The 8,690-nt window shown below is 67.0% G+C and carries 7 protein-coding genes and 2 pseudogenes; 1 reads left to right on the plus strand and 8 read right to left on the minus strand.

Features of this window, described 5'->3' with window-relative positions; genetic code table 11:
• Window positions 1-495: 495 nt before the first annotated feature.
• The 6 genes and pseudogenes from ACZ7FF_RS44605 to ACZ7FF_RS44630 all read right to left on the minus strand — a co-directional run bounded on the left by ACZ7FF_RS44605 (window position 496) and on the right by ACZ7FF_RS44630 (window position 6,080).
• Window positions 496-1,360: pseudogene (locus ACZ7FF_RS44605) on the minus strand (phosphotransferase family protein).
• A gap of 212 nt (window positions 1,361-1,572) precedes the next feature.
• Complete coding sequence (locus ACZ7FF_RS44610; protein WP_470820449.1) at window positions 1,573-2,409, minus strand: hypothetical protein; 837 nt, start codon at window positions 2,407-2,409, stop codon at window positions 1,573-1,575.
• Between the two features lie 290 nt (window positions 2,410-2,699).
• On the minus strand, window positions 2,700-3,038 hold the full coding sequence (locus tag ACZ7FF_RS44615) for a hypothetical protein (RefSeq protein ID WP_470820450.1): 339 nt from the start codon (window positions 3,036-3,038) through the stop codon (window positions 2,700-2,702).
• A gap of 37 nt (window positions 3,039-3,075) precedes the next feature.
• Complete coding sequence (locus ACZ7FF_RS44620; protein ID WP_470820452.1) at window positions 3,076-4,617, minus strand: MFS transporter; 1,542 nt, start codon at window positions 4,615-4,617, stop codon at window positions 3,076-3,078.
• Between the two features lie 71 nt (window positions 4,618-4,688).
• Window positions 4,689-5,246: a hypothetical protein gene (locus ACZ7FF_RS44625; protein WP_470820453.1), complete on the minus strand. Its 558-nt coding sequence runs from the start codon at window positions 5,244-5,246 to the stop codon at window positions 4,689-4,691.
• Window positions 5,247-5,600: 354 nt separating this feature from the next.
• The gene (locus tag ACZ7FF_RS44630) at window positions 5,601-6,080 is read right to left on the minus strand and encodes an HIT family protein (RefSeq protein WP_470820455.1); all 480 of its coding nucleotides are present in this window, start codon (window positions 6,078-6,080) and stop codon (window positions 5,601-5,603) included.
• 531 nt (window positions 6,081-6,611) lie between these two features.
• Between ACZ7FF_RS44630 and ACZ7FF_RS44635 the strand changes: the two are divergent.
• A pseudogene (locus tag ACZ7FF_RS44635) lies at window positions 6,612-6,869 on the plus strand (transposase family protein); the annotation flags it as partial.
• Window positions 6,870-7,763: 894 nt separating this feature from the next.
• Here the strand turns inward: ACZ7FF_RS44635 and ACZ7FF_RS44640 are convergent.
• Entirely contained in the window at window positions 7,764-8,099 is a 336-nt protein-coding gene (locus ACZ7FF_RS44640; RefSeq protein WP_470820457.1) for a hypothetical protein, read from the minus strand.
• A complete protein-coding gene (locus ACZ7FF_RS44645; RefSeq protein WP_470820459.1) occupies window positions 8,096-8,569 on the minus strand; it encodes a hypothetical protein in 474 nt (157 codons plus the stop codon). Before ACZ7FF_RS44645 ends, ACZ7FF_RS44640 begins: the two co-directional genes overlap by 4 nt.
• Window positions 8,570-8,690 lie beyond the last annotated feature (121 nt).

Genomic DNA, 8,690 nt, shown 5'->3' on the forward strand with positions numbered 1-8,690 from the left:
CCAGGATTTCGTCGATCATCCTTCCCAGCGGCGGCCACAACTTCAACACCTGGAAGCGGGAGATCCCGGGAGCGCTCCAGTGGCTCAGCTCACGGCTGGTCGCCCACTGAACCGACCGGGCGCTGGTGATGTGGGGCCGACCGCAAACGGCCCTGCAGGCGCTCGTATTAAGGCGCCCAGCTTCCCCACGACGAGTTCGTCATCGAGCGCGGTGCCGGTCGGAAAGAGTGCCTTCGGTCGGATTTCTTTCCCGGAAAGAGATACATCCGCCGATCCCGCGCTCGACCAGACCGCCTGAAACTTCCGCGCTCCCTGGTCGGTCCTGGCCGGGTCGGGCGCCGTCCCGCAGACGCTGGATAGTCCAGCGCGCCTTTGAATGGCTACACCAGTTCAAAGCGGTCCGCATTCGCTACGCCCGACGCGCCGACCTCCCGAGGGTCTCAGCGAATTGGCCTGCAGTCTCATCCGCCTCAGACGCCTGCGGGGCTCCTCAACCTACGCGTAGCGCTCGAACAGGGCCACGACGTACTCCTCAAGTCTGGCGACGAGGAGCGAAGAGGTGAGGGCTGTGCGGCCGAGTTCGCGCCAGGGGACGGCTACCTTCTCAGCCTCGGGTGCGAAGGCGAGAGCGTCGATGAGCCGCCAGTACAGATGCGTGGCGCCTTGCTCGGCGAGTTGCCCTCCCCCGGCGAGGTACCGATCCGCGAAGCTCATTTTCAGGGTGACACCCTGGAGAAGGGCCAGGCCCGTCGAGCAGTGGGCTACATCAAGGTCAGCCGGTCCCCAGGAAGTCTCCACCCGGTCGACGATCCCGCTGATGCGAATGGTGTCCTCGTCGCCATCGAAGAGGACATGGCCGGGGTGGAAGTCCCGGTGCAGAAAACAAGGCCGATGGGTGGGGGGACCTGGCGGATGACGTCGATGGCCCGTTGCCACAGCTCTGGCCGCACTGTGGACTCAGGTAGCGTCACCCGGTCCGGCGAGGTCCACGCCTGCCACGTCCGTGGCCTCGACTCTGCGGAGACCGCGACCTGGTGGATGCGCAACAGTTGCGCGGCCAGCAGATCGGCCCGGTGCTCTGCGCCTCGGTCGTCCACACGGACGGTGCCGGGCAGTAACGACAGCAGCAGGGACGGGTAGTCGCAGTACATCGCCGTCGAGTCCACGTCCAGGAGGGTGGCCGCTGGCACATCCGTCTCCCCGAGCAGACGCAGGATCGCGGCTTCGCGGGACAACAAGGCCGTCCGCGTGCCGAACGTAGAAGGGCCTTGCGAAGGACCGCAGCACCAGGACCCGCCGGCCATCCGGCCCCGAGACGCAGGCTGCGCATCTCCGATGTCCAACCGCCACGCAAGTGCATCTCCACTTTGACACCCGACGCTGCGATCGCAATCAGCAGGGCCTCCAGCGTGAAAAGACCGGGTGCAGTAGCCGCATTCCGACGGCATCGTGACGATCACCGGCAGGGCGCTGACGCACACGGCCACGCCGATGGAGAACGCGAACAGCCCGCGGCACCACGCATCGCCATTTCCGGGCCGAACGGCCTGGCGATACGGAATCGCCGAAGCGTCAGGACGTCTTTGGCTTCGGGGTGATAAGCGGCACGCTGGGGGTGGGCAGCAGTCCGGGGACGCCGACGGCGCCCGGGGCCGTGGGGTTGGAGCTATGGACCGGACGGCCGGCGCTGTCGCACAACTGCGGCGCGGACGGCGGGGCCAGTTGGGAGTCCGCGACGCGCCTGGTCGGGAAGGAGATCGACTGGCCCACGACGCCTCCGGTGGTGATGTCGGTCGGCAGCTCACGCTCGGACAGCGGCCCACCGGCGTAAATCGCCCACATGTACCCGATGCAGGGGTTCTTGGCGGCCGAGGCAACACTCTTCGGCGCGTAGACGTTCTGCACCGACCGCCCGTCGACCCGCACCTGGGTCCGGGCCAGCGACGCGGTGGTGAAGGCGTACTTCGGCGTACCGTCGTCCGCCGCGGAGCTGTCGGCGGGCGCCTCGTAGGTGACCTTCCAGTACTGCACCTGGACGGTGACCGGGTCGCACAGGGGCCCGTCGAAGCCGACCATGGACTTGTCGAAGCGGATATGGCCCCACTTGCCGTCGGTCCAGGTCGCGGAGCCGAGTTGCCCGAACTTCACCCAGTCCGCAGCCTGGGTGTCGGACCACCCGCGGTCCTGGTGACAGCCACCGGACCCGGTCGGGTACACGGGCGACGGCGTGGCGTGCGAGCTCGGCGAGGCGGACGACGCAGCTGGTGACGGCGCGGCGGCCGTGACCGAGGAGCCTGGCGACGGCGCGGCGGTGTCGTCCCCGCCGCCCGAACACCCGGTCGTCAGCAGCGCCGTCGCGGCCAGGACGACGGCCGGCAGACCACGGGCAGGGCCGTACGGCCGGTTCATACACATTCCCCCAGGTCCCCAAGAGCCGGTGGTCCACGTCGCGTCGCCCGGCTCGTCTCACGCACCCGCTCGCACAGCGACGACCAGGTCCCGCCATCCTTCCATCCGCCGCAGCCCTCGGCATCGTGGTAACTACGTAGAAGGCGCCCGGAATTGCGGGCTGATGCGGAGGCGGCACGCTCCCAGTCAGGCGGCGGAGCGCAGGTGGGCATCGAGGAGGCGTGACTTCGCCGTACGGGAGCTACGGGACGACGTCCTGGCTTGAAGCAGCCTGGTAAGCCCCGTGACCGTCATCCGTGCGCCGAACGCCCGAGGGTCCACAGGCCGCCAGAGCGCAGACACACCCGCGTGGGCACGCATGGCCCCGCTCCAGCGGCGCTGTGGAGACGACGTGGCCGCGCCAGGCGGGCCGACGAGGCCGGAGGAGCTGGCGCTCCACGCTGGTGCGCTTCTGGGCGGCGGGTCGTCTTCAGGGCTTCCATCGGGACGGGCGTGGGCGCCGGCGTCTCTTCGGCCGCCACGGCGGGCTGCTCGGCCGAGGCGCCTTCCTCGATGTCCTTTCCGCCGGTGCTGCTCAGGAAGCGGCGCAGACCGTCCTGCTCGTGCAGGCGTTCGGCGTCGGTGACCATCCTGGTACTGAGGGAGATGCTGCAATCCACGAGGTCCTTACCCGGTGCGTGGTCCAGCCCCCGGCCTCGCCCCCGGTCCCGGGAACCCCCCGCACCCTCTGACGAAAGCGCACGGGCACACCTCTGGGGCCGGCGGCCCATGACCGCCAGCCCCGTCAGCGCGGCGGTGACCAGTGATCGAGCGGCACCGGCCCATGAACAATGTTGCTCCGCAAAGGGTCACCACCAAAAAGCTCAGGGAGACCAGAAACCCAGCAGTGGCGGCCTTTGTGTCGACGAGGGCCGTTCCGGCGTCCGTGTTCATGTGAGTCACGGCAGCCGTTCCGGCAATGGCCAGGCCCACTACAGCGGAGAGTTGCTGGGTTACGGCCAGCAGCCCAGAGGCATCGGGCCTTCGAAGCGTCGGCACCGCATTCATGGCATCGGCCATGACCGACGCTTGCGCGCCGGCTCCCAGGCCACTGAGCACCATGCCCGGTAGGTGCCAGAAGTAGGAACCACTGGACAGTGCCGCGATCCACATCCCCACCCCTGTAATCGCGCAGACCAGTCCGCACAATACTGGCACCCTGACATTACCTGTGCGGTCGAATAGGTGACCGGCCACCTGGGTCCCCAGGATAACGCCGACAAGGATTGGCATTTGCGCAATTCCGGCCCACAGAGGAGAGAAATGCAGTGCCTCCTGAATGTAGAGCGCACTGTAGACGAACACAGCGAAAAGACCGAGCTGAATGCCACAATTGACCAGCACATCCACACCGAACCGTCGCCGAGCGAGAAGGCGCAGGTCGATCTGGGGGCGGCGCGACCGCAGAGTGGTGCGACAGAAGACACAGGTGATCAGCAAGCCGCCAGCTAGCGATGTGCAGAATCGCCATGAAGCGACGCCCCATGTCGCGCTCTGTTCAAGGGCGAGTACAACAAGGAAGACGCCCGGCACCATGAGGAGCAGAGCCCCGAATTGCGGCCGCTCTCTGGTCGGCCGTGGACCGAGGGTGCCACGCAATGTGAGTACGAATGCCAGGGCACCGATCGGGATATTGAGCCAAAATACGTAACGCCATCCGAGAGTCCCCGTAATAGCTCCACCCACCAGGGGGCCAAGGGCTCCGGCAAACTGAGACACACCGCAGAACAAGGCAACCACCCGGCCCTGGCTCGCCTTTTTGAAGGCGTCTGTCACCATCGGGATCGCGACAGGCCACATCAGGGCCGCGCCGACCCCCTGTAAAGCCCTGAAGCCGACCAGGGCCGCGAATGCGGCGTCTCCGGTCGGCACCATCGCACATCCGACTGACGCGAGCGTGAACACCACCACTCCGCAGCGAAACGTGAGCATGAGCCCGATCGTGCTCCCTAGGCGCCCTCCGAAGAGCACGAGTGCAGCCATGGTCAGCACATAGACACTGATGGTCCAGTGAGCTGCCGCCAGCCCAAGTCCCAAGCCGTGCGCCATGGATGGGAGGGCGATCACGACAACGGTCCGGTCGAGCGACGTCATCGTGGAAGCGAGAGCGATCGCTTGCAGTTCCCTGTAGGGCAGGGGGCTCACTGCTTCATTACCTGCAGAATTCACGTAATTCTCCTCGAAATCCGAGGTCGTTCATTCCAGCAGGTTGGGTAGCCGTAGCCATCAGTCCATGCCGATCATCGCACCAGCTCCCGGGTCCACAGGGCGGCGATGCCGTCCTCGTGCTGCCCGTAGAAATTGTGGACCGTCGTGTAGAGATCCCAGGATTCCAGCAGACCCCGGGGCAGAGGAGTGACGTGCGTGGGGTCCATGGCCAGAACGTCGACGACCTCGGGGTTCGGAGTCGTGATGACGAAGCCGCGTTTGGAGCTGGCCTTCAATTCCTCCACCAACCGCTTCGGATTACGTAGGTGCTCCAGGATTTCCAGTGCGGCGTACCAGTCGTAGTCGAACTCCGGCGTCCACTTTTCGATGTCCGTGCCGTCGACCCAGCCATCAACGGGGACATAGCGCCCCCGCCAAGCGTGGTCGACCCGCAGACACACGTCCAGTTCGGTGTATCCAGCGCCAATGTCCACGACAATGTCACGATCACAGAGACCACCGCGCAGCAAACGGTCTGCGGCGACCAGGTAACGCGACTTGCGCTCGTGGTACGGCCGCCGATCCAGGCGAGCGTACTCTTCGCACTTGCCCCTGAACCGGGTGCGTGCCGCGTCTCGGTCGAAGTCCATATCCCCCGGAAGATGGCACCGAGATACGTTCCCTCGGTCCAGAATGACATCTGCTCGATCTACGGGACTCGTCATCCTGCACCTCCGGTTCTCTCGCAGGTCCGCGCGACGGACTTGGCTGAGCGATGTTCGTTCTGCTTTCCTGCCGAAGGTATCGATCTCCGGCATCGACCTGACGAGCCGATCGGCTGATTGTGTGGATGACTCGAGAACTCTGGCTGTCAGGCCATCCCCGTACCAGCAGGAGGCCGCACCGGGGCCGCAGTCGGATCGAACCGAGGAACCTGCCGGTGATCACGGCTCGTGCTTCACGCTCCGGGTCTGGACCCACCTGAGGTCGGCGGACCCCCACCATCAAGCCATCGAACACAGCCGGTCCAGCTCGCTGCCGATCGCATCCCGCAGCACATCGTGTCGCGGGCCAAGCTTGAACCGCTCGTCATTCCACCGGTCACGCGGATACAGCCACACCGGCTTGCCCACCAGCTCGGCCGGCTCCCACTCGAACCGCGGCCAGACATGGGCATGCAAGAAGGGGTCCGTGTTGCCGAGGATCTCCAGATTGACCCGGCGGAAATCAGGGTCCAGCCGCCGGCAGGCCCGCTCGACCGCTTCCCCGAGCTGGTCCATGCCGGACAGGAACGACAGCCGCTTGGCCCTCGGCAGGTCGGACAGCCGTTGAACACCCGGCTCGTCCGCGAGGAGAACTGAGTACCCGGGCAGGAACTGAACGTCGCCGATCACCGCGAAGCCAGACTCAAGTCGCCGTAGCACGGTCGGGTTCTCGCCCCGCAGAGCAGCCCCGATCCTGTCCATCCGCCAGTCACCGGTCATGGCCCGAGCCTATCCGCAGGTGATCACGACCTGCTCTTCGCTCCCAGCCTCCCCTACTCACTCCAAGGACCAGTCAAGTGAGGCAAGGAGCGGCCCGGCCGTCTTACGCATCGCCATCATCGTCACTGCAGGTACGGGGGCGCCGTAGCTGCCGGGCTCGCTGGTCCATCGTGCACAGCGGCGGGAGCCGGCCTTTTCGTACAGCTCCACCGAGGCGGCACCCTGGTCGACGAAGCCGCGGATGAGTTTCAGGCGGGGGCGGAATGGCCGCGCCCACCGCATGCGAGGCGGGTCCTCTCATACCGGGATCGCGTCCACAGACGTCGCGTTTCCTCCGGCCAAAGACTGTCCCGTAACCACGGGCTCTCCCCTCGACGGCGGGTCGCTCCGCGCTCCGGCGGTCAGCCGAAGATGAGCTCAACGTCCTCGTCCACACAGAACCGCAGGACGGTGATCAACTGACTGACGTCTTCGATGCGCCGCCGAAGGACGGGGTCGCTGTCGTCAGGCTGAGGTTGGTCGAGAATCGCTGTTTTCGACGCCGACACCCGCGTGGTCGTGGTAGTCGGCCGGCCCGTGCCCGGCAACCGTCATGACTCCCGTGGCTGGGAGGAGTCCGGCGCCAAGGACGCCGTCGGCCACACCATGACCATTGCCGACGGCGGCTACCAGGGCACCGGACTCGTCATCCCGCACCGCCGCACCAAGGGCAAGGAACTCCCGGATTGGAAGGAGGAACGCAGCGGCTGTCACACGCAAGTTCGGGCGCGCGTCGAGCGCACCTTCGCCTGAATGAAAGGCGCCACGGTCGGCGACAGAGCCGGCAGTCACCCTCGGAAGCCGAGCGCGTCGTCGTCCTCGGCATCGACGGGTACGGGCGCAACGGGGGTTGGCTTCGCCGTGCCATCTATTCAACGCCAGAAGAACCAGACCCCGTCGTCCTCAACGACCTCAGGAACGTGCTGCTCGGGACCGTCGTCGCTCTCGACGAGCTCGAAGTGGACCCGTCACCCGAACCACGCAGGCCTGTCCGTCTCGAACCTGTCGCAGGGTGGCCGCGACGAGGTGAACTATTGACCTCGAGCGGAAGTCCTCAGGAGTTCTCGGGCACGCGCATGCACCCGGCACCAGATCAGCAATCGCCATCTCCCGCACCTGCCAGCGTGAGCGCCGAGTGCGGAGGCTGCGGCAAGCAAGTAAAGGTGCAGCGCAGGCCTTTCTTCCCAACGGAGCGCTGGACTTGCCCCGTGTGCGTGGGCGGCGACCGGGCTGCGCGCACGGAGAAGGCGCACGGCGCGGTGACGGCCGCCTGGCGGACAGCAGCCGCCAAGCTGGGTCAACCCGCCGCGCTTGCCCTGTCGCACTGAATCCTGCACCGGCACCCGGGTCATCGGCATTCAGGGCGGCGCCCCCGTTGGCCACCGGTACGACTCCACAGCGAGATGATCAGGTCCTGACCGCTGCCATGGGCAACACGGGGCCGCGTACACCGCGCTCCCGTCGGAGAAACGACGGAATGCGGACCGAGCGGTGATGTAACGGTCTGGCTGCGCATCGCGGTACCGAACGCTCGTCGGGCAGCGAGCGACCCTTCGCGATCATTTACCGATCAAGATCTACTTTCGCTACACGGCCTAGCGGCCGTCGCCGGTCGTACTGTGTGCCCTCCAACGAGCGAACGGTTCAAGCGATAAGTCGACGTAACGGGCCGTCAAAGCGCGACGTGCCGCGCCCACGGCGTCGTCGGCGTCCGCGGTTGCGGCGGCGGGTCGTGCGCAACCGTCCTGCACGCAACCAGGCCGCGGCCTGCGGGGCCGTCTCGGACAGTTCCGCGAGAGCCGGGTGTGGTGCGGGCGGGACGTATGGTCCGGTAGCCAGGACGCGGTGGCCCTCCGCGCCTGACCTGCCGCCGTAGCGCGCCAGGAAGCCGAGCTGGGCCAGCACGGCGAGGCCGGTGGCCGCGGTCGCGGCCCACTGCGCGGGCCCCTGCGGCAAGCGGTCGAACAGCGCCGCGATCACGAACGCCAGCTCCCCGTAAGAAGCAGCACCCCGGTGGCAGCCAGGCAGCTCGTGACGGTGGACGCCCGGCGGGTGCGGGACGCGGCAGGGCCGTCGTGGAACTCGGCGCGGGCGGCGCGAGAGGCGGGGTCGTGGGAAGCGATGATGCCAAGCGTCGTGGCGGCCGTACGCCGGCGCAGCGCAGCGTGCAGGGCATCCGGTAGGGGGTGCCCGGCGGTGCGCGCCACGTCCGCGCCGCTCCCGGTCAGTGCCAGATTGCCGCGATGGTTGATGGTGACCAGGCCGTCCAGCAGGAGCCGGGCGGCGGCCGCCTGGATGTCGTCCTCGGTCAACCAGCGGCCGGCGGCCACACGGTAAGGATCGACGGGCGCGGCACGCAACCGCGCACCGAGGCAGGCGCGCAGGACGGGCACCCCGTAGAGCAGGACCGTGACAGAGACGACAACACAGGCGAGCGCGACGGGATCCACAAGCCGAGCCTATCTTGATCTTTAATCGGTCGGCGTCGAATGGTGCCTCGAACTTGATCACTCGGTTCGGTAACCGCCGTACGTCAAAGCGGCCTTCGTCTGAACATGTGCTCCGACCAAG

Source organism: Streptomyces sp. NPDC037126, assembly GCF_055605965.1.